This window comes from Pantoea sp. X85, from assembly GCF_029623675.1.
Lineage (GTDB): Bacteria > Pseudomonadota > Gammaproteobacteria > Enterobacterales > Enterobacteriaceae > Pantoea > Pantoea leporis.
Map to the genome: position 1 here is coordinate 3,884,016 of NZ_CP121108.1, position 19,303 is coordinate 3,903,318.

The 19,303-nt window shown below is 54.0% G+C and carries 18 protein-coding genes; 7 read left to right on the top strand and 11 right to left on the bottom strand.

What is annotated here, in order from left to right; all coding sequences use genetic code 11:
- The first annotated feature begins 118 nt into the window (after nt 1–118).
- Together P6287_RS18105 and P6287_RS18110 are read left to right on the top strand one after the other, a co-directional pair.
- On the top strand, nt 119–1,723 hold the full coding sequence (locus P6287_RS18105) for an EAL domain-containing protein (RefSeq protein WP_277974192.1): 1,605 nt from the start codon (nt 119–121) through the stop codon (nt 1,721–1,723).
- Nucleotides 1,698–2,657 carry a D-2-hydroxyacid dehydrogenase family protein gene (locus P6287_RS18110; RefSeq protein ID WP_277974193.1) on the top strand — a complete coding sequence of 320 codons (960 nt, stop codon included), beginning with the start codon at nt 1,698–1,700 and terminating at the stop codon, nt 2,655–2,657. The genes P6287_RS18105 and P6287_RS18110 overlap by 26 nt, the downstream gene beginning before the upstream one ends.
- Here P6287_RS18110 and P6287_RS18115 read toward each other — a convergent pair.
- The 3 genes from P6287_RS18115 to P6287_RS18125 form a co-directional block, all read right to left on the bottom strand.
- Nucleotides 2,625–3,128 (bottom strand): hypothetical protein, encoded by a 504-nt coding sequence (locus tag P6287_RS18115; protein ID WP_137386684.1) that lies wholly within the window; start codon nt 3,126–3,128, stop codon nt 2,625–2,627. The genes P6287_RS18110 and P6287_RS18115 overlap by 33 nt on opposite strands.
- Before the next feature lie 111 nt (nt 3,129–3,239).
- Complete coding sequence (locus P6287_RS18120; protein WP_101762709.1) at nt 3,240–3,710, bottom strand: hypothetical protein; 471 nt, start codon at nt 3,708–3,710, stop codon at nt 3,240–3,242.
- Entirely contained in the window at nt 3,703–4,503 is an 801-nt protein-coding gene (locus P6287_RS18125; RefSeq protein ID WP_277974194.1) for a hypothetical protein, read from the bottom strand. The genes P6287_RS18120 and P6287_RS18125 overlap by 8 nt, the downstream gene beginning before the upstream one ends.
- Before the next feature lie 360 nt (nt 4,504–4,863).
- Here P6287_RS18125 and proP point away from each other — a divergent pair, with 360 nt between their 5' ends.
- The 3 genes from proP to P6287_RS18140 all read left to right on the top strand — a co-directional run bounded on the left by proP (nt 4,864) and on the right by P6287_RS18140 (nt 8,544).
- Nucleotides 4,864–6,369 (top strand): glycine betaine/L-proline transporter ProP, encoded by a 1,506-nt coding sequence (gene proP / locus P6287_RS18130; RefSeq protein WP_101762711.1) that lies wholly within the window; start codon nt 4,864–4,866, stop codon nt 6,367–6,369.
- A gap of 116 nt (nt 6,370–6,485) precedes the next feature.
- Complete coding sequence (gene hemB / locus P6287_RS18135) at nt 6,486–7,463, top strand: porphobilinogen synthase (protein WP_110867652.1); 978 nt, start codon at nt 6,486–6,488, stop codon at nt 7,461–7,463.
- A 109-nt stretch (nt 7,464–7,572) separates the two neighbouring features.
- Nucleotides 7,573–8,544, top strand: coding sequence for a sensor domain-containing diguanylate cyclase (locus P6287_RS18140; protein ID WP_192236953.1), 972 nt, complete (start codon nt 7,573–7,575; stop codon nt 8,542–8,544).
- 577 nt (nt 8,545–9,121) lie between these two features.
- Here P6287_RS18140 and P6287_RS18145 read toward each other — a convergent pair.
- A complete protein-coding gene (locus tag P6287_RS18145; RefSeq protein WP_277974195.1) occupies nt 9,122–10,144 on the bottom strand; it encodes an alpha/beta hydrolase in 1,023 nt (340 codons plus the stop codon).
- A 317-nt stretch (nt 10,145–10,461) separates the two neighbouring features.
- On the opposite strand from P6287_RS18145, the gene P6287_RS18150 reads away from it, so the two are divergent.
- On the top strand, nt 10,462–10,953 hold the full coding sequence (locus P6287_RS18150; protein ID WP_110867655.1) for a helix-turn-helix domain-containing protein: 492 nt from the start codon (nt 10,462–10,464) through the stop codon (nt 10,951–10,953).
- Between the two features lie 109 nt (nt 10,954–11,062).
- Here P6287_RS18150 and yfaU read toward each other — a convergent pair whose 3' ends face one another.
- From yfaU to P6287_RS18180, 6 genes are all read right to left on the bottom strand, one after another.
- Nucleotides 11,063–11,863: a 2-keto-3-deoxy-L-rhamnonate aldolase gene (yfaU, locus tag P6287_RS18155; RefSeq protein ID WP_210081394.1), complete on the bottom strand. Its 801-nt coding sequence runs from the start codon at nt 11,861–11,863 to the stop codon at nt 11,063–11,065.
- 13 nt (nt 11,864–11,876) lie between these two features.
- Complete coding sequence (locus tag P6287_RS18160; protein WP_277974196.1) at nt 11,877–13,163, bottom strand: MFS transporter; 1,287 nt, start codon at nt 13,161–13,163, stop codon at nt 11,877–11,879.
- 47 nt (nt 13,164–13,210) lie between these two features.
- Nucleotides 13,211–14,413, bottom strand: coding sequence for an L-rhamnonate dehydratase (rhmD, locus tag P6287_RS18165; protein WP_192236950.1), 1,203 nt, complete (start codon nt 14,411–14,413; stop codon nt 13,211–13,213).
- Nucleotides 14,414–14,426: 13 nt separating this feature from the next.
- Nucleotides 14,427–15,209 carry an IclR family transcriptional regulator gene (locus P6287_RS18170; RefSeq protein ID WP_277974197.1) on the bottom strand — a complete coding sequence of 261 codons (783 nt, stop codon included), beginning with the start codon at nt 15,207–15,209 and terminating at the stop codon, nt 14,427–14,429.
- 177 nt (nt 15,210–15,386) lie between these two features.
- Nucleotides 15,387–15,803 (bottom strand): DUF1640 domain-containing protein, encoded by a 417-nt coding sequence (locus tag P6287_RS18175; RefSeq protein WP_137386691.1) that lies wholly within the window; start codon nt 15,801–15,803, stop codon nt 15,387–15,389.
- A gap of 267 nt (nt 15,804–16,070) precedes the next feature.
- A complete protein-coding gene (locus P6287_RS18180; RefSeq protein WP_277974198.1) occupies nt 16,071–16,418 on the bottom strand; it encodes a hypothetical protein in 348 nt (115 codons plus the stop codon).
- A 566-nt stretch (nt 16,419–16,984) separates the two neighbouring features.
- Here P6287_RS18180 and P6287_RS18185 point away from each other — a divergent pair.
- On the top strand, nt 16,985–17,980 hold the full coding sequence (locus P6287_RS18185) for an autotransporter domain-containing protein (RefSeq protein ID WP_192414769.1): 996 nt from the start codon (nt 16,985–16,987) through the stop codon (nt 17,978–17,980).
- Here the strand turns inward: P6287_RS18185 and P6287_RS18190 are convergent.
- Entirely contained in the window at nt 17,977–19,161 is a 1,185-nt protein-coding gene (locus tag P6287_RS18190; protein WP_192236948.1) for an NAD(P)/FAD-dependent oxidoreductase, read from the bottom strand. The two genes, P6287_RS18185 and P6287_RS18190, sit on opposite strands and share 4 nt — an antisense overlap.
- Nucleotides 19,162–19,303: the final 142 nt, after the last annotated feature.

The following is a 19,303-nucleotide window of genomic DNA, read 5'->3' on the forward strand; positions in this document are numbered from 1 at the left end:
ATTGATCATTGACCTGTATCAGACCGGTTTATTCTTAAATCGCTACCCTACACAGCCCTGTGAAAATGGTATGCTGCTGACGCCGCAAGCGCAGCTTAAACCGACTGAGGATTGTCTGGTGCCACTGAAAAAACGACATCACGATTTTGATTGGGTCTTAATCGTTTGTGCCGGGTTGCTGCCGTTGGTGCTCGGCATCCTTTGTACGGCCATCGAAGCGCGCCACACCGTCAGCCGACAGCAGATCTCAACCGCCAATACCTTGATTACTCAGGCTGAAAAGATGAGTGACAACGCCTGGAATATGATCACTGAGATGCGCCAGTATCAGTACCAGCCTTGTGCCAAAATCGAAGATCAGCTGCAGCGCGCCGGTACGCTTAATCCCTATTTTCGATCCATTGGTATGATGAAAGGCAATGACATCATTTGCTCGTCCGCCTTTGGCCTGCGACATGGCACCCTGACTGAGATGATGATGCAGCCGCCGCCGATAACCGGCAAAGCCTGGTGGAGCATTTCGGTGCGCGGAACGGTTGGCGTGCCTAATCGTCCGGCGGTGGTGTTTATGCGTCAGCTTCCCGATACCAGCGGTTTTTGGGCGGTCATCGACGGCCAATATTTGATGGATTTCATGAACGCCATCGGCGGTTCACGCGGTTACCACATGAGCCTGCAATTTAGCGGTGGCGCAGTGATCGCCAGCGGACCGGCTGACATGCAGCCAAAGCTGTATATGAAAAGTGAATCTTTTCAGGCCGACTCCAGCCGCTATCCCATCACCGTTAATGTAACCGTTCCGGCTTCTGAGCTGCTCAAAGCCTGGCGTCAGGCGCTGTTCATCTTCCTGCCGATGGCGGCGATTTTCTCGATTTTGCTGATGATCCTCACCGCCAATTGGCTGCGTCGTCGTATTTCCTGGCACGATGAGATTGGTCGCGCTATCCGCGCCCGCCAGTTCTCAGTGCATTATCAGCCGGTATACAGCAATACCTTGCACGCCTGCGCCGGTGTTGAAGCCTTACTGCGCTGGCAACGGCCCAATGGCGTGATGATTCGTCCGGATATCTTTATCAGCGCCGCTGAAGCCGAAGGGATGATTGTGCCGTTGACGCAGCATCTGCTGGAGTTGATGGCCGAAGATATTCAGAGCTGGCAGGTCGAGCCCGGATTTCACCTCGGGCTGAATCTGGCGGCGGAGCATCTGCAGCATGACGATTTCGTGGCCGATATTGAATTGTTTGCTGAGCGCATCAAAGATAAACAGCTGTGCATCACGCTGGAGCTGACCGAACGCAGCCTGATTGAAGAGGGTGAAAAGGTGGCGTGTAAGCTGCGTCATTTGCGCGCGCAGGGCATGAAGGTGGCGATTGATGATTTCGGTACCGGCCACTGTTCACTGACCTACCTGCTCACCTTCCCGCTGGACTACCTGAAAATCGATCGCGGCTTTATCAATGCCATTGAAGGCCTCGACGTGGAAACGCCGGTGCTGGATGCGATTATTAATCTGTGCCACAAGCTGGAACTGGATGTGCTGGGCGAAGGCGTCGAGACCGCAACACAATTTGAGTACCTGCGGCAGCGTGGTGTGATATTTATTCAGGGCTACTATTATGCCCGTCCGCTGGATAATGACCGGCTGCGTGCCTGGCTCAGCGAGCAAGGGCACAAGCCACTTCTCGTCGAGGAACATTATGAGCCTGAACTGCATCATTCTTGATGACTACCAGAACGTCGCCCAGTCGCTTGCCGATTGGGCGTCTCTCGCCCCGCTGGTCCACACCACTTCCCTGACTGAACATTTCGCCGACCAGGATGAATTGGTTAAGCGCATCGCTCACGCCGACATTTTGGTAGTTATGCGCGAACGCACGCCGCTCAGCGCCGAGTTGATTGGCCGCTTGCCCAATCTGAAAATGGTAGTCACTTCCGGCATGCGTAATGCCTCCATCGATTTACATGCCTGCGCGGAACGCTATATCGCGGTGTGCGGTACCGCCAGCAGCAGCGCGGCACCGCTGGAACTGACGTGGGGATTGTTGCTGGGATTGGCGCGCCATATCGTGCCGGAGAATCAGGCGCTGCGCAGCAACGGCGCGTGGCAGCACACCGTTGGCCTGGGCCTGCAGGGCAAAACGCTGGGATTACTTGGATTGGGTAAAATCGGCGGCGAGATGGCAAAAGTGGCGCAGGCGTTTGGGATGCGCGTGAGTGCGTGGAGCCAGAATTTAACCGCCGAACGTGCCGCCGAGTGTGGCGTAGAACGTTCGCCATCGCTGGCTGCGCTGCTCAGTAGCAGCGATGTGGTGTCCATTCATCTGGTATTGAGCGAGCGCTCACGCCATTTAATTGATGCAGCGGCGCTGGCGCAGATGAAGCCTGGCGCGCTGCTGATTAACACATCGCGCGCCGGCATTGTCGATCAACAGGCGATGATCGCCGCGCTGCAATCGGGTCAGTTAGCCGGTGCGGGATTAGATGTGTTTGAACAGGAGCCGCTGCCCGCCGATCATCCGCTGCGTCAGCTGCCGAACGTGCTGGCGACGCCGCATCTCGGCTATGTCGCCGACAGCAATTATCGCACCTACTTCACGCAGGCGGTGGAAGATATTCAGGGATGGTTAACGGGTGCGCCGCTGCGCTCGCTGCTCTGAACGGCCTGCGCGCCGTTTTTCCGCAATGCGCAGCGCCACTTCAAGGCTGTCTTCCGCCAGCGCGCCATTCGGCACATCGCGCTGGGCATTGAGACGTTGATTAATGCGCTCCAGCGTCGGCGTTAACTGCCCCACCAACTGCTGATATTCATCAAGCTGCGTGATGGGTTGGTTACATGCGATGCTGGTTTGCGTCAACCGTTGCAGCTGACGCAAGCTCTCGGTCGCCTGGCGGGAGAGTAATCCGGCCTGACGCCAGCTTTTCAGGCGCTGCAGCAGTTCATCGGGTTGTTGCGCCAATAATGCCAGCTGCGCATCGGTTCGTTCGCCACAGTTAATCCACGCCACCGAGCTAATGGAAACGGCAGTCGTACGCTGTGCCGCAGGCACAAGATTGATAAGATTGCTTTCTACACTGTCGCTCATCGACAGCCAGGGATTCTTAAAAGACTGGGCGTTTATCCTCGACATGAACACTCCACCAAAGCACGGCGGCAGAGTATTACCCAATGTTTTGGAGCTGGCAAGCAGAGGTTGCCGCCTCGCTTAATAGTAAATTTTTCTTATTTATTTGCGCATCAATTAGGTATGGCAATAAAGCCGCGGCATACCAGAATAATTGATTATTTGATCGCCATTGGGGAGTTGATACATCTGATAATAATCACTGTGGGATTCTCGCGCCGAGGTGAAAAGTATCTGCGCAGCGAGTGGCTCGGGCACCGTATCATCGGCCATCGCCTGCACTTTACGGGTATTCACCAGCATAAAATCGCCCTGACGATGCCAGCTACTGACAGAAACGCGATTTAAACGATATTGACGATCCGGCAATGTCACCGTGCCGATTAGCGTTGATGCGCCGCTACCATCCGCTTTAAAACGTGTGCGTACCGTAGCATCCAGCGTACCCGTTGGCTTCCCTTCATTATCAATGCGATAGGGAACATCACACCATTCGGGTACCACAACGGTTGGGCGGACCAACAGAACCCACGCCCAGGGAAGAATGAACGCAATAATAACAACCAATGTGAGTAATGACTTACGCATCAGGTAGCTCCTGATTAGATATCAACCATGAAATACATCCATTATTCTTTTGCTCGATGGGTTGGAGGCAAAGGAAAGCACTGCTGAAGGCACGAATGCGTGAACGGTTGATGTACAGCAACGGCGGGACTGAGCCATCCGGCAGGCGCGGTTTTAACTCGCGGAATCGGCGCATAGCATCCTGAACGACAAAAGAATCGGCAGCAAGTCTTTCATTGATAAAGACCTGCGTCTGCGCTTCCTGACCATAAAATTTAAATTGCATGCCATCATGTTCGGTTGGCGCAAACTCCTGACGGGCAATCAGTGCCAGCGCCACATTCAGCAGTAATAATCCCACCAGCACGCCACGCCACAGCCAGGATTTTTTCTTCACGGCGACCGCTTTCACAGCAGGTTCGGGCTGCACCGTGACCGGCTTTTCAGCTTCAGCAACAGGCGTAGCGACCTCACTGAAGGATTCGACATCGACCTGCTCGGCCAGCACGCAGCCAATCAGCGGCACCTGATGTACCAATGCACCTGGCGCGTGCGCCTGCTGCGCCAGACGATTGATCTCAGCAATGGTCAACGTTAAGCGATCGGCAAAGGGGATCTCAGAAGGTTCGCGCTGAAACAGCACATGCAATGCCTGATTACGCACCAGCTTGCCTTGGGCATTGAGCACGCGACGTAATACCGCGCTTTGCAGCGGACTTAATGCCACGCGTTGAGCGGGAGAATTGAGTGGATAAAACACCTGTTGGTCGGCATCAAAACAGAGACTTTTGGCAAATAAAACAAAGCGCGCCATATGAAACCTGATTTCCAAAAAAGCAACTCACGCAAGTATATGTAGTTTCGCGAGATGGCGCACGCTAACTGCAAATCGCTGCGTGAAATTGTGGCCTTTTTTCGACGCGTTTTAAGCGCTAACAGGCCACAGCATTAGCTAAAAAATAGCCAGTTAATGGTGAGAACATGACAAATATCACACAAAATCGGTATACTCTGTCGCGGTTGGCAATCATTACTTTCCTAATAATTGCCCGGCAGGGCAGGGAAAAAGCGTTATTTCCCCGCTATGCTTTAATTTTCTCAACGCCGCGGACTGTTGGCATTGTTTGAGTCCGCAGCGTTGAGGATTTTTCGAATTCCAATACAGGGTATCTGCATGAAACTACGTAGGAAGCGTGTAAAACCTATCGGGATTGATGATGTCACCATTATCGATGACTCCCGTTTACGTAAAGCCATTACCGCGGCTTCGCTGGGCAACGCGATGGAATGGTTTGATTTTGGTGTTTATGGCTTTGTGGCTTACGCGCTGGGTAAGGTGTTCTTCCCGGATGCTTCTCCAAGTGTACAGATGATTGCTGCGCTGGGTACGTTCTCAGTTCCGTTCCTGATTCGTCCACTCGGTGGTTTGTTCTTCGGCATGTTGGGCGATAAATATGGTCGCCAGAAAATCCTTTCTATTACCATCGTTATCATGTCGATCAGTACCTTCTGTATCGGCTTGATACCGTCCTATGCCTCAATTGGTATTTGGGCACCGATTCTCCTGCTGTTGGCAAAAATGGCGCAGGGCTTCTCGGTCGGCGGTGAATATACCGGTGCATCGATCTTCGTTGCCGAGTACTCGCCTGACCGCAAGCGCGGCTTTATGGGCAGCTGGCTTGATTTCGGCTCCATCGCCGGTTTTGTGCTCGGTGCGGGCGTCGTGGTGCTGATCTCCACCATTATCGGTGAAGAGAAATTCCTCGAGTGGGGCTGGCGTATTCCGTTCTTTATTGCGCTGCCGCTCGGCATTATCGGTTTGTATCTGCGTCATGCCCTGGAAGAAACGCCGGCGTTCCAGCAGCACGTTGACAAGCTGGAACAAGGCGACCGTGAAGGTCTGCGCGACGGCCCGAAAGTGTCGTTTAAAGAGATCGCGACCAAACACTGGAAAAGCCTGTTGGCCTGTATCGGTCTGGTGATTGCCACCAACGTGACCTACTACATGCTGTTGACCTACATGCCGAGTTACCTGTCACATAACCTGCACTACTCGGAAGATCACGGCGTATTGATCATCATCGCCATTATGATGGGTATGTTGTTTGTGCAGCCAGTAATGGGCATGCTGAGTGACCGCTTTGGCCGTCGTCCATTTGTCATCATCGGCAGTATCGCCCTGTTTGCCTTCGCGATTCCGGCCTTTATGCTGATTAACAGTGGCGTGCTGGGTCTGATTTTTGCCGGTCTGTTGCTGATGGCTGTGATCTTAAACGCCTTTACCGGTGTAATGGCATCCTCGCTACCTGCGATGTTCCCAACCCACATTCGCTACAGCGCATTGGCAAGTGCCTTCAATATTTCGGTGCTGATTGCCGGTCTAACGCCGACATTCGCTGCTTATTTAGTGGAAGCCACCAACAATCTGTATATGCCGGCTTACTACCTGATGGTTGTCGCGGTGATTGGTTTGATTACCGGTATCTTCATGAAAGAGACCGCCAACAAGCCGCTGCGCGGTGCCACGCCAGCCGCGTCGGACATGGATGAAGCACGTGAGATCCTGCAGGAGCATCACGACAACATCGAGCAGAAAATCGAAGATATTGATGACGAGATCGCCAAGCTTGAGGCGAAACGTAAAAACCTGGTGCAGCAGCATCCGGACATCAACGAGTAATCTTCCCTACTCCCGCCACCCGGCGGGAGTTTTCGTTTCCGCACACAATCCTTCATGCACAGCCGCGAAAAGGGGTAAACTATTGCCACTTTTTTAACCTGCATAAGTTGTAAAGCATGTCTGAATTTAATCTGATCCAGCGCCCAAGAAGGCTGCGCAAAAGCGCGTCAATGCGCGAAATGTTCCAGGAATCTCACCTCAGCATCAACGATTTGGCACTGCCCATTTTCGTTGAAGAAGGCGTGGACGAGTATGTGCCCATTAACGCCATGCCGGGCGTGGTGCGTATCCCCGAGAAACGTTTAGCTTATGAGATTGAACGTATTGCCAAAGCGGGCATTCGTTCAGTGATGACCTTCGGTATTTCCCACCACACCGACGCCACCGGCAGCGATGCCTGGAATGAAAACGGTTTAGTGGCGCGTATGTCACGTATCTGCAAAGACACCGTGCCAGAAATGATCGTGATGTCTGATACCTGCTTCTGCGAATACACCAGCCACGGCCATTGCGGCGTGCTGTGCGATCACGGCGTCGATAACGACCAAACGCTGATTAACCTCGGCAAGCAAGCCGTGGTTGCGGCACAAGCCGGCGCAGACTTTATCGCTCCTTCTGCCGCGATGGATGGCCAGGTGAAAGCCATTCGCCAGGCGCTCGACGCCGCCGGCTTCACCGATACCGCCATCATGTCTTATTCGACGAAGTTCGCGTCCTCCTTCTACGGCCCGTTCCGTGAAGCCGCAGGCACCGCGCTGAAAGGCGATCGTAAGACTTACCAGATGAATCCGATGAACCGCCGTGAAGCGCTGCGCGAGTCGCTGCTTGATGAAGCGGAAGGTGCAGATTCTCTGATGGTAAAACCAGCTGGCGCTTACCTCGATATCCTGCGCGATATCCGCGAACGCACCACGCTGCCGCTCGCTGCGTACCAGGTGAGCGGTGAGTACGCGATGATCAAATTCGCCGCGCAGGCGGGTGCCATCGACGAACGTAATGTGGTTCTGGAGAGCCTTGGCGCGATTAAACGTGCCGGCGCGGATCTCATTTTCAGCTATTTTGCCCTTGATCTCGCTGAGCAAAAAGTGCTCTGATTATCGTTACGCCTGGCATCGGACATCGCATACCGTTGCCAGGCGCTTTCAGCCTTTGTGGCTTAAACACCAGTGTTTCTGTAATTCCATAATTAATAAGAGTAACGCGATGAAAGCACCTGCACTGCCTGCAGACGAGTCATATCGTCTGGCCCAGTTACGTGCGCTCAACATTCTGCACACGCCTGCCGAAGAGCGTTTCGACCGTTTAACCCGCCTTGCCCGTCGTTTGTTTGGTGTACCCGTTGCGCTGGTCAGCCTGCTGGAAGAGGACCATCAGTGGTTCAAATCCACTGCGGGTTCAAGCGATACCACCGCACCGCGCAATACCTCTTTCTGTGGCCACGCCGTGCTGCAGGATGATGTGATGGTGGTAGAAAACGCGCTTGATGACGAGCGCTTCTTCGATAATCCACTGGTTAAAAATGCCGAAAATCCGGTGCGTTTCTACGCCGGTTGCCCATTGCGCACGCCGGCTGGTGCGAAAGTCGGCACCTTGTGCATTATCGATCATCATGCGCGCCAGTTCGATGCGGATGATATCCATACATTGCGTGATTTAGCCGCAATGGCGGAAGCGGAGCTGGTGGCGTTCCAGACCGCAACATCCGATGAACTGACGCAAATCACCAATCGCCGTGGCTTTATGACGCTCGGCCAGTTGGCGCTGAATGAGTGCCAGCTGAAGCAGTTACCGGCCAGCCTGACTTTCCTCGATCTCGATCGCTTTAAAGCCATTAACGATACGCTCGGTCATCGCGAAGGCGACCGCGCATTAATGGACTTTGCCAACGCCATGAAGGTGAGTTTTCGCCATGCGGATATCTTTGCCCGTTTGGGCGGCGACGAATTTGTGGTGCTGTTTAATGGCTTGCAGCAAGCCGATGCCGAAGGTGTGTTGGCGCGCTTTGATGGTTTCCTGCAACAGCAAACCCAGAACCTCGAGCGCCGCTACGCTCTGCACTTCTCATCGGGCATTGTTGAGTTCGATCCCGATCATCCGCAATCGCTGGAACAGCTGCTGGAAGGCAGCGACGAACGGATGTACGCCGCTAAGAACGGGAAAAAGAAGTTGAGTTGATTGTGGGTCGCCGTGAATGGCGTAATGCACGTCAGTTGAGAAAGGATTTTGCTTTAGCTCTGATGCGGGCTCTGACACATCTGCTGCGTCACGGACCGTCCTCGCGCCGCTAACGCGGTACCTTCGGCTTCCACGTTGTGCCAACGGACCGTTCGTGGATCGGCCATCCATGGCCGGCCCCGAACTGCCTCACGCATCCCTGCGTGAGCCTCCTGGCCCAACGTAAAAGCCTCAGAGCTGCGAATAGCCCTTTTGCCGCAGCAGACGCGCCAGCGCCTCTGGCAAACGTGCCCTTTTCAGCAACACGCACTGAAGCTTATGAGCAGGCCGGGGCCACTTTTGGACCGGCAATCCGCAGCGCTGAACGAAACGAGGAAGCCAGGAGAGCCCGCAGGACGCGGGCGAAAGGCGGAGCCGGGACAAGGAAGTCCCGTCTCCACCGGTCCGTCAGGCAGACGAGCGAAGTGAAGGTACCGCGTAAGCGGCGCGAGGACCGCCGGACCAAAAGTGGCTCCGGCCTGCGCATTCGTCGTTGGCTTAACTGACAAGCATTACTCCGTGAATGGCGCCCCTGCAATTAATGCCCCACTAAATACGTGATCAATGCCTGATTAAACTTCTGCGGTTCTTCCATCTGCGGCGCATGCCCCATGCCCGGGAATTCGATTAAGCGTGCGCCGGGAATCAGTTGCGCCACCTGCTTGCCCAATACATTGTAATGCCCGAGTTTTGCTTTCACTTCCGGCGGCGCGATATCACTGCCAATCGCCGTGGTATCTGCGGTGCCAATCATCAACGTGGTCGGCACGCGTAGATCTTTAAACTCGTAATACACCGGCTGAGTGAAAATCATGTCGTAGATGAGCGCCGAGTTCCACGCCACTTTCTTGTGGCCTGGCCCGCTGTTTAGCCCAGCCAGCATATTGACCCATTTGTCATACTCCGGCTTCCACTGGCCGCTGTAATATGTCTGCTGTTCGTACTTCTTGATGCCCGCCGCATCCAGCTTGAGTTCACGCTGATACCACTGATCCACCGAGCGCCACGGCGCGCCTTTGGCTTTCCAGTCTTCTAAGCCGATGGGATTGACCAGCACCAGCTTCTGCGTTTGTCTGGGATACATCAGCGCATAGCGCGTCGCCAGCATGCCGCCGGTCGAGTGCCCAACCATAATGGCGTTGTCGATACCCAGTTGCTGCAACAGTTGATGGGTGTTCTGTGCCAGTTGCTGGAAGGTGTATTGATAGTTAGCTGGTTTAGTTGAGCTGCAGAAGCCAATCTGATCTGGCGCGATGACGCGATACCCTTTCTGGCTCAGCGCTTTGATGGTGTCATCCCAGGTTGCGCCACAGAAGTTCTTGCCGTGCATCAGCACCACGGTTTCACCGTTGGCCTGCTGCGTAGGTTTGACATCCATATAACCCATACTCAGCGCTTGCTGCTGCGAGGAGAAGTTAAAGTGCTGCAGCGGATAGGGATAGTTAAAGCCTTCGAGCTGTTCACCATACACATTGCCGGCGAGCGCCGGAGCAACAGCGCCTAACGCCACTGATGCCAGAATCACGGCAAGTGACTGTTTTGGCTTGAAACGAAAACCCATTAGGTGATTCCTCAACAGTGAAAACCTTCAGTGTGGCACGTTAATCCGCGTTAAGTATTGATGAGGTGTGCCGCCAGAAAGCACACCTTTTACTATTAAGCGCCGCGAAGCGATGAAAAATTTGAGTTAATAATAACGCCCGTTATTACGATAAATACTCAACACAATCACAACAAGAAAACCTGTAAATTCACGAAAACCAAGACCGGTCTTGATGACAAATATTAAAACAGCCAAATAACCAGAAAACTTTACATTAATTGCAGATTGGAAAGATTAATTAAATTACACTCTGCCACTGTTAATGGAGGACTATGATGACACAGCAAAAATATAATGAAGGGGTAATTGATTCGGTAACCGAATGGATTATGGCTAACCTGGATCAACGTTTAACGATTGATGATATTGCACTGAAGTCTGGCTATTCGAAATGGTATTTACAGAAACTCTTCGCCCGTTATCACAATGAGACACTGGCACGCTACATCCGAAAAAAGAAACTGGTTCATTGCATTAATGACTTAAAAGACAGCAATGTGCCAATTATCAGCCTGGCAGTGAAATATCATTTTGAAAGCCAACAATCTTTCACGCGCTCATTTAAACATGTGCTGGGCTGCACGCCTCTTTATTGCCGTAAGCGCCAGCTGGATGAGGAAGCCAAACTTGCAATGCGTGAAAGTGGCGATCCCTGTGTGCTTTGCCGTCAGGCGGGATTTAACGCCACCGAACGCAATAAAGCAATTATCACGCCCGCGGTACGTAACGATAAATATATGCCGCGAATTGGTTGTGCGATGCGTTGATAAATAATTGACTCTTTTTTGGCGCCATTTGACGCCAACAGACTTCTTCATTCCAATTCATGAACGCTTTAATTGAATAGAAACGGATGGCATACCATCCGTTTCTCAATTAGTAACTCGATTTATTCAGCGCATTTACGCTCTTTTTAAAATGCGCGAGCCGATTATCCAGCGCATCGGTATACAGCATGGTATCCACACCGACGGCAACGAAATTAGCTCCCCAATGAATAGCGCGTTCCGCCATCTCCAGATTAACCGCCAGAAAACCGGCCGCTTTTCCTGCGCTGCGGATGCGTTTGATACTCTGCTCAATCACTTTCTGCACTTCAGGATGCCCGGCATTATCGGGATAGCCCAATGAGGCTGACAAATCAGCCGGACCAATAAAGATTCCGTCAACGCCCTCAACCTCCAGCAACGCATCGAGATTATCAATCGCCGTTTTGCTTTCGGCCTGAATCAGCAGGCATAACTCTTCATTGGCGCGCGCCATATAATTTTCCACGCGCCCCCAACGTGCCGCCCGCGCCACGCCTGCGCCGACGCCGCGCGTGCCATAAGGCGGATAGCGCGTCGCCTTCACCAGCGCCTGTGCCTGCTCAGCGGTATCGATCATCGGCACCAGCAAGGTGCGCGCACCGATATCCAGCACCTGCTTAATCAGTGCCGTCTGGAATTCGATTGGCCGTATCACCGGCTGACTGCGATAAGGCGCAACGGCCTGCAATTGATGATAGAGATCCTGTACGGTATTCGGGGCGTGTTCGCCATCAATCAATAACCAGTCGTAGCCGCTGGTGGCAGCAATTTCGGCCAGATACGACGATGTGCTGCTCAGCCACAAACCAATCTGCGTTTCGCCTTTCGCTAATCCGGCTTTGAAAGGATTTTTTAACGGATCCTGCATAGCTGCTCCTTACTTAATGACTTGGCTGCTGAGAGTGTGGCAACTGACGCTCCACTTTCAGGCTGAGGATAATGAGTGAACCGATGGCGGCAATTAGCGCCAGCGCCAGCAATCCGGCAGCGCTGCTGTTAAAGTGCATTTCGGCATTCACACGAACCAGCGGTGCGAGGAAGCCACCTACAGCACCAAACAAATTGACGAAGCCGATGCCCGCCGCCAGCGCAGTGCCAGAAAGCAGCTGCGTCGGCATGGTCCAGAACACCGGCTGCACGGCAATAAAACCCACCGCCGCGACGCTAAGCGCAATGATGGCCAACAGCGGCGAAACCAATCCGGACAAACCAATCCCGGCTGCAGCAGCCAGCAAGGTGAACGCCGCGACCCGGCGACGCTCGCCGCTGCGGTCGGAATAGCGCGGAATCAGCCAGGTGCCAAACAGCGCGGCCACCCACGGAATGGCCGCCACCAGCGAGGCGAGGAAACCGACTTTGGTGCCCAACAACGCTGCGACCTGAGAAGGCAGGAAGAAAATCAGGCCATAAACCGCTATCTGAATGGTCATATAGATAATGGCGAGCTGCCAGACGCGACCATTGCGCAGCGCATCACGCAGATGTGAAGTCGGCTTCTGCTGCTCTTCGCTCTCCAGCTGACGTTGCAGCGCCCGCTTCTCCTCGGCGCTGAGAAAACGCGCTTTCGCCGGTGTGTCGTCGATATAGCTGAAAGTGAAAACGCCGGCTGCCACCGCCAGTAATCCTTCAATGATAAACATCCAGAACCAGCCGGGATGGCCTAGCACGCCGTGCATTTCCAGCAGTGCGCCAGAGAGCGGTGAACCCAGCGTCAACGCCAGCGGCGCGCCCATGTAGAACAGTCCCATGACGCTAGCGCGCTGCTGTTGCGGGAACCACAGCGAGGTCAGATAAATCATGCCCGGGAAGAAACCCGCCTCAGCGGCGCCGAGCAAGGTACGCACCAGCAGGAATTTGGCTTCGGTATCAGCAAATGCCATCGCCGCCGAAAGCAATCCCCACAGCAGCGTGGTGCCGCCAATCCAGCTGCGCGCGCCAAAGCGTCGCATCAGCAAATTGGCCGGCACGCCAAGCAGCGCGTACACCACAAAGAAGATTCCAGCACCTAACGCGTAAGCTTCATTACTCAGGCCGGTATCAAGTTGATATGCCTCTTTGGCGAAACCAATGTTGGCGCGATCGAGAAACGCCAACACGTAGAGCATCAACATGAAAGGAATAAGACGTGCGCGATTCTTTTTAACCGCGCTTAACACCAGATTATTCATGGTAAACCCTCACGCAGGGCTGCGACGCGTCGCCGCAGCCGCTGCGATTAGTGTTGATAAGGACGCTTCAGTCCATCGCGATTCAGCTCCACGCCGAAGCCCGGTTTATCCAGCACCGATTTGTGCATGCGACCGTTAACCGGTACCGGTTCGTTGATCAGCAGCGGATCAAACTGCGGGCGCAGCGTGCTGCAATCCGGGCTGGTCATCAGGAATTCACTGAATGGGCTGTTGGTGAAGGTGATCACCGCGTGATGCGAGTAAACCGAGGAGCCGTGCGGCACCACCAGCTGGCCGCGTGATTTCGCCAGCGCCGCCACTTCCACCAGCGTGGTCAGGCCGCCGCACCAACCGACATCAGGCTGCAAAATATCGATGCCGGTTTCAGCCAGCGTGCGGAATGATTGCAGCGTGCCGTGATGTTCGCCGCTGGTGATCAACATGCCCTGCGGCGCTTGCTGTTTCAGCTGGGCGTATCCTTCGAACTGTTGCGGCGGCAAACACTCTTCAAGCCACTTGACGTTATAAGGTGCGCAGGCGTGAGCCAGCTTGGTGGCGAAATTGACGTCCTGGCTCATCCAGCAATCAAGCATCAGCCAGAAATCCGGGCCGCAACTTTCGCGATAGTGAGCGATGCGCGCCACCTCTTTACGGATGCCTTCATCGCCATCGTGCGGTCCCCACTGCACCGCCATTTTGCCGCCGATAAAGCCCATCTGCTGCGCCAGGTCCGGACGCGCACCGGTGGCGTAGAACTGCAGTTCATCGCGTACCGCGCCGCCCAGCAGTTTGTACACCGGCAGATCGGTGACTTTGCCGAACAGATCCCACAGCGCCAAATCGACGCACGAAATGGTGTTCATCACCAGGCCGCCCGAACCGGCGTAATACAGGGTGGCGTTCATCATCTGGTCGTGAATCAGTTTGATGTCGCTGACGCAGCGTCCTTCAAGGAAGCGGTTGAGATGCTTTTCCACAATGAAGCAGCCCATTTCGCCGCCGGTGGTAATGGCAAAACCGGTTTGACCGTTATCGGCTTCGACTTCGACAATTAGCGTGCCTAACACGTTGATGCCAAAGGATTGACGCGACTGCTCATACTGCTTGTATTTGCTCATGGGCGTGGCGACGTGGTCGTCAATCCAGTGATTGGCACCTTGATCGTGATAATCACCGCCAGCCGCTGCTTTATCCGCGGTAGCGCCACCGGCAAAGTAGGCGCGGACAGTTTTAATTTTAGGTAGGGACATGCTCTTCTCCTGGTTACGAGGCGTGTTTTTCCGCCGGGCTACGCCAGCCCAGCAGACGGGAAATATCGCGGGCGCAGGCAATCGCCTGGCCAGCAAGGTAATCGCGTTTGTCGTCGTCAATGTCGAGTCGGGTACCCACCAGCGAAATGGCGGCGACGAGCTGCTGGCGGGCATTGAAAATCGGCGCGGCGACGCAGCGCACATCGGGATAATCTTCACCGTTATCAAAGCTCCAGCCCTGACGGCGAATGCGTGCCAGCTCGGTACGCAGCGCCTCGGCGTTACGCAGCGAGGTTGGCGTCACCGCCACAAAACGCAGGCCGCTGATGATGCGTTCCTGCTCTTCAGGTTGCTGCCAGGCGAGCAGACACTTGCCAATGCCCGAGCGATACAGCGACAGGCTTTTGCCTTCGTGCGAGCGCACGCTGATGGTGGCGGCGGATTCGAGTTTGAGGATGTAACAGGCGTGACCACCCTCGAGGATGCCGAGGTGGCACAGCAGATTGGTCTGCTGCATTAAACGTGTCAGAGGTGGACGCGCAATATCGCGGATATCCATGCGCTGCAGTGCGTGACCGGCAAACTCCACCAGCCGCGTCCACAGGCAATAGTTGTTGTTGCGATCAATAGTGATCAGACGCTGTTTTTTCAGTTCAGCGAACAGCAGGTAGGCGCTGCTTTTAGGAAGCGCCAGCGTTTCGATGATCTCGGCGGCGCTGCACGGTCCGTGCTGGGCAATAAAGTCGAGAATCGCAATGGCGCGCGTCAGCGCGGGGACAGGCGTAATTTCCAACATGCTGGACTCCAGTCTGATGATCTGGAGCGCAGTGTTGTAGTTTTACTTCGTGATAAGTGTGCGCCGCTTCAAATTACGCGGCGCTGAGCGCGTTTGCTGGCAGCGCGTGTGCGGGAATGTGAATCGCGCCGCGCTGCGAGTACAGTCGGTTGTACTCCTGGCGCAGGAGCACGAGATCTAAGAGAAAATGTATTTGATCGCTGCAATGACCATCGTGGTGGTCATCACCATTAGCAAACGTTTGATCCAGCGCATATCGGTTTTCAGCGTGGCAACATCCGCTTTGAGTTGTTTCACGTCAGCTTTCAGTTCCTCAATATCCTTAATCGCGCCACTTAACCGAACATCCAGATCTTTAATCGCACCAGTAAGCCGAATATCCAGCTCTCTGATATCGCCGGTAAGTCGAACATCCAGTTCTTTAATGCTCCCTGTAATTCCTTCTCCGGCCTTCATTAAATCAGCACGAGATAACGCATTATCCTGCTGCATCTCAGTAAAGATCTCGACCATGGCTTCGGCCTGTTGGTCGCTGACGCCGGCCAACTGCAGTGCTTTAAAGGCTTTGTGTGTGTTCATCATCGCGAGTGTCATCCGTGAAGCTCCTGAGTTGATGTGAGGCGCGTGCCAACATCATGCTCAGCGAGCGATTGCTGCACCATGTGACTGTGTGTATTTTGCGCGGCGCTGCGAAAAATATCAATTAGTACAACAAGTAACGTGCAAGCGGATGCGGGGCGTCTCGCAAAATTGGCGTCAGATTCTGCTGCGAAACGTTTTGCGATATGGGAGCGGGAAGGTGTTGAGCGGCTTCTTAAAACGGCGGCGCAGCTTTTAATCCCTGCGCTGCCCGTTCAATAATTACTGAACCGGCTGGCCCGGTAGCAATTTCTCAGACATCAAGCGGCGGCAGGAGAGCCTTTCCTGTCGCGCTTGTTGCTGCTGTTCTGGCGACAAATCCTGCCACACCGCTTGCAGATGATCAGCCAAACCCTGTTGGAAATGAATCTTCTGCAATGCGTAATCTGCATTACTGCCTTCAATAATCTGCTGCATATCCTGCGCGGTATTGCCGCGTCCATCGTGAGTCAGCGTACAGAACATGGCGATGTAATAGCCTTTGTCCTCATCGCTGTAATGCGGCATCAGCCACCAAACCGCAGCACTGATGATGATCAGCAACGGCACAATGAATTTGAGTTTTAACATGAATGGTTTGTCCGCTGGAAAAAGGAAACGCGCGATAGTAACAGCATTCGGCTGGCCGCACATATTTTGCCGGCCGCATCCATAACGTAACCAGTTAACTGTGATCAGCTGCCGAGCGATTCATTTTGCCCGTCAAAACAAGACAGGTCTTAAATAGCTCGACTAACAGGTCACTATAAGTTGCAAACCCTTTCGCCATAAATCGACCAGATACGATGAACCTGACTCAGCTGACGCTGGCTATCGGTGCACTTTGTAGCTTCGAGCCGTTATATGCTAAAGAGATAAAACCCTTTTCTTCAGACATTCCACCGCTTCCTGTAACCCCCCTTTCTCACTCATCAACCGAAGCGGTTTTAGCGCCTTTATCCGAGCATCCCCACTCCGATTCGCTGTTGCATAACGTTAAACATGCAGCCGCTGACAGCTTAAAAATGGTGGGGAAATTTTTCGCACGAAACAGCTGGTATGATGATTTCAATCCGGCGGCTAATCGCCCGCATATTCAGGGAAAGCTTGCCGGTAGCAGGCCCCATTTATTTTGGTTTTACCGGCTGCAGAGCTCGATGATTGCTCCGCTTCCACCCGATCCGGATCTGATCGACCCCGTGCTCGATGGCAATCCACCTCCCCCGCCGCCGCCCTCCGTGCCAGGACCTAAGCCACAAATCCCAGCTTATGCCGCTCTGCCTGCCGCACTCTTTGGTATGGATGAAAATCTGCAAGCACGCTTTATCTATGATGCACAACTTGCAGGTCGGGATGGTCGCCATGACCTGTTCATTTCGGGTTTTAGCGTTGATGAGCGCTATCGCAGCGAAGCCAATCACAACCAGAGTGAAAACCGCTATTACGGCTGGCTGGTAGGCTTACGTGGATTACTGACGGAAGATGAGCAACGACAGCTGGCACTGAGTGTGGCGATCAGTAAAGGTCACTTCACTCTGGAGCCCTCACAGTCCAGCGGCAACAGCCACGGGCAGGTTGATACTCAAGGTATCAATGCCATGTTGAGCTGGCAGCCACAGCATGGCCTGCAACTGGCTCTGCCGATTAGCGTCGGTCACTATCGCGGCAATATAAGCAGTGATGAAAAAGATAAGGTGGCGCAGGTAAAAGCCCGCAGCGCCAATATCGGTATGGATGTTGGCTGGCGCTGGCAGCAGGGTTCACATGCGTTCACCCCAGTGCTGGGCGCCACCATGCAATGGGCACGCATCAAGGATATTCATGACAACGACAATCTACATATTGGTTATTCACAGCAAAAACAGCTGCAGTTCTCTGGCGGTATGAAATATGACTTCAGACCAACAGATAGCCTGAAATTTGGCCTTGAAACACGCTATGTGCAGTACAGCGGCCATGCGGGCAATGTTGCGGTAGATAAAGATAATCTGCGTACTGGCCGAGGCGGTAAGCACCTGCAATATAGCGGCGACGTTGGCTGGCAACTGACTGAGAATGTTCAGCTTAATAGCCAGCTTAAGTGGCAACATCGCCTAAGTCAGGAAGGTGCCAGCAACTGGCAGACACAACTGGGTGTAAAGATTACCTTTTAAAGCGCCTGCGCGCACGCCCAGGCCGAGCTCCACGCCCACTGGAAGTTGTAGCCGCCCAGCCAACCGGTAACGTCCACCACTTCGCCGATAAAGAACAAACCTGGCACATCGCGCGCTTCCATGGTTTTTGACGACAGTTGGGTGGTATCGACGCCGCCTAGCGTCACTTCGGCGGTGCGATAGCCTTCGGTGCCGTTTGGCTGCACGCGCCATTGATGTAGCGTGCTGACCAGTTCGCCCTGCTGCTTGCTGTTTAGCTGCTTCAGCGTGACGTCAGGAATCTGCTTTAGCTCCTGCAGCACTTCCACCAACCGTTTTGGCAGAATTTTCGCCAGGCTGTTTTTCAGGCTAAGATTGGGATGCGCCTCGCGCTGCACATGAATGAAATCATCCAGCGAAGTGGCAGGTGACAAATCAATGGTGACGAATTCACCCGGCTGCCAGTAGCTGGAGATTTGCAGCACGGCGGGCCCCGATAAGCCGCGATGGGTAAACAGCATCGCTTCTTTAAATAAGGTGCCGTCCTGCGCGGTGATGGTGGTGGGCAGCGCGACGCCCGACAGCGTGTTGAGCTGTTCCAGCAGCGGTTTATGCAGCGTGAACGGCACCAATGCCGCGCGCGTCGGGAACACTTTCAGGCCGAACTGTTCCGCCACTTTATAGCCAAACGGCGTGGCGCCGAGGCCTGGCATTGAGAGCCCGCCGCTGGCGATCACCAGTTTTTCTGCCTGCACCGATGTGCCGTTCAGCTGCAAGGTATAACCATTATCGTCGCGATCGACGCTCAGCACTTCACTGCGCAGGCGCAGCGTCACCTGGCCGGCATCACACTCTTTCAACAGCAGATCGACAATCTGCTGTGCGGAGTCATCGCAGAATAATTGCCCGAGCGTTTTCTCGTGATACGCAATGCCGTGGCGATTGACCAGATCGATGAAATCCCACTGGTTGTAGCGCGCCAGCGCCGATTTGCAGAAATGCGGATTGTGCGACAGATACGCCGCCGGTTCGGTGTGCATGTTGGTGAAGTTGCAGCGACCGCCGCCCGACATCAAAATCTTGCGACCGGCTTTTTTGCCGTTATCCAGCAGCAATACGCGGCGACCCAATTGCCCTGCCTGCGCAGCGCAGAACATGCCGGCTGCGCCTGCACCAATAATGATAACGTCAAACTTTTCCACTGCTTTTATCCGCCTTGCTCGAAAGGCGCTGATTGTAGGGATTTGCGGCTTTTAGCGCCAGCTTCAAAAAAATGCCGTAAATGTGTCATAATGTAACTTACTAATTTTAAGCTGTTTTCAGCTAAATCTATACGCTGCATTA

Coding starts and splice junctions, on each gene's coding strand:
- proP (WP_101762711.1), top strand. CDS start 4,864: ATGAAACTACGTAGGAAGCGTGTAAAACCTATCGGGATTGATGATGTC.
- P6287_RS18110 (WP_277974193.1), top strand. CDS start 1,698: ATGAGCCTGAACTGCATCATTCTTGATGACTACCAGAACGTCGCCCAG.
- P6287_RS18185 (WP_192414769.1), top strand. CDS start 16,985: ATGATTGCTCCGCTTCCACCCGATCCGGATCTGATCGACCCCGTGCTC.
- P6287_RS18125 (WP_277974194.1), bottom strand. CDS start 4,503: ATGGCGCGCTTTGTTTTATTTGCCAAAAGTCTCTGTTTTGATGCCGAC.
- yfaU (WP_210081394.1), bottom strand. CDS start 11,863: ATGCAGGATCCGTTAAAAAATCCTTTCAAAGCCGGATTAGCGAAAGGC.
- P6287_RS18170 (WP_277974197.1), bottom strand. CDS start 15,209: ATGTTGGAAATTACGCCTGTCCCCGCGCTGACGCGCGCCATTGCGATT.
- rhmD (WP_192236950.1), bottom strand. CDS start 14,413: ATGTCCCTACCTAAAATTAAAACTGTCCGCGCCTACTTTGCCGGTGGC.
- P6287_RS18175 (WP_137386691.1), bottom strand. CDS start 15,803: ATGACACTCGCGATGATGAACACACACAAAGCCTTTAAAGCACTGCAG.
- P6287_RS18115 (WP_137386684.1), bottom strand. CDS start 3,128: ATGTCGAGGATAAACGCCCAGTCTTTTAAGAATCCCTGGCTGTCGATG.
- P6287_RS18140 (WP_192236953.1), top strand. CDS start 7,573: ATGAAAGCACCTGCACTGCCTGCAGACGAGTCATATCGTCTGGCCCAG.
- P6287_RS18150 (WP_110867655.1), top strand. CDS start 10,462: ATGACACAGCAAAAATATAATGAAGGGGTAATTGATTCGGTAACCGAA.
- P6287_RS18120 (WP_101762709.1), bottom strand. CDS start 3,710: ATGCGTAAGTCATTACTCACATTGGTTGTTATTATTGCGTTCATTCTT.
- hemB (WP_110867652.1), top strand. CDS start 6,486: ATGTCTGAATTTAATCTGATCCAGCGCCCAAGAAGGCTGCGCAAAAGC.
- P6287_RS18145 (WP_277974195.1), bottom strand. CDS start 10,144: ATGGGTTTTCGTTTCAAGCCAAAACAGTCACTTGCCGTGATTCTGGCA.
- P6287_RS18160 (WP_277974196.1), bottom strand. CDS start 13,163: ATGAATAATCTGGTGTTAAGCGCGGTTAAAAAGAATCGCGCACGTCTT.
- P6287_RS18180 (WP_277974198.1), bottom strand. CDS start 16,418: ATGTTAAAACTCAAATTCATTGTGCCGTTGCTGATCATCATCAGTGCT.